The sequence below is a fragment of the Arthrobacter sp. JCM 19049 genome (assembly GCF_001310435.1).
Window position 1 is genome coordinate 1 of sequence record NZ_BAXF01000585.1, and the last position, 1,197, is coordinate 1,197.

Genomic DNA, 1,197 nt, shown 5'->3' on the forward strand with positions numbered 1-1,197 from the left:
CCTTGACAGGTAGCCGTTGCTGGTCGCCCCGTGGTCCAGCGTGCCGCCCGAGACGCTGATGCGTTCGCGCAGTCCCAGCAGCCCGTACCCGCCGGAGACCCCGGGCTTCTTGATCAGTCCTGAGATCGAACGCACCGTGAGCACCAGCTCGCTGCTGCTCCAGTCGATGCCCAACTCCACCTTCGCCCCGGTGCCGGCGTGCTTCATCGCGTTGGACAGGCCCTCCTGCACCGCGCGGTAGGCGGCGTGGCTGATGCTGGGGTCCAGTGGCCGTTCCCTGCCGGTGACGTGTTCCTCCACCTCCAGTCCGGAGGCGCGGGCCGAGGCGACCAGTTCGGCCACATCCGCGATGCTGTGGGGCCGGTCGGAGGAGCCGTTGTGCTCGGCGCTGCGCAGCATGCCCAGCAACCGGTGCAGTTCGCGCATGCTTTGCTCGGCAGTGGATTGCACGTCCTCCAGCACCTTGTCCACGTCCACCCCGTCCTTCCCGCTCTTGAGCACGGTGCGCACCCCGGCGACCTGCAGCACAATGGCGGTCATCGAGTGGGCGACCGAGTCATGCAGGTCCCGGCTGATGCGCAGCCGCTCGGTGGCGGTGGCCTCATCCAGCGCCTCTTCGGCCCAGCGGCGCTCGGTGACCAGCTGGTGGTCATTGTTCAGCAGGGCCCGCCCGGCACTCCAGGCGGCCAGGCTCAGCAGCGTCCACAGTCCCACCACGATGAACGTGGTCACCAGGGATACCGGGCCGTCATACGTCAGCGCGTTAAAGGAAATGACGCCAATCGGGTAGACCGAGCCAGCCAGCGCATACACCGACTTGCGCCCTGGCACGTTGCGGGCCACCAGGAACAGCGCCATCAGGTAGCCGCCCATGTATTCGAAGGTCTCCACGCCCAAGGCCACGCTGGCCATCAGCATCATCGCGATATAGCCGTACCAGGGGGAGCGGCCCAGCAGGAGCCAGGCGTAGGCGATCACGCAGAGGCTGAACAGCAGCCAATACGGCACCTGGAAGCTGCCGATCATCGGCGGCGCCGTGCTCCAGATCGCCAGGTCAATGCCGAAGACCAGGAGCGTGGCGACGGTGCGCATCAGGCGGGGTCGTTTCAGCATCGCGGCAACCAGGGGAAGTAGTGGCACCAACCCGGCTGGCGCACCGGGTCACCCGGCGGGCGGGGCGGTTCCAGCCCGGGCGGG

General features: G+C 67.8%; 1 protein-coding gene. It reads right to left on the minus strand.

Annotation, left to right across the window (positions count from 1 at the left end; translation table 11 throughout):
• Positions 1-1,092 (minus strand): histidine kinase (locus JCM19049_RS14680; protein WP_279403305.1); only part of this gene is annotated, 1,092 nt, incomplete at its 3' end.
• Positions 1,093-1,197: the final 105 nt, after the last annotated feature.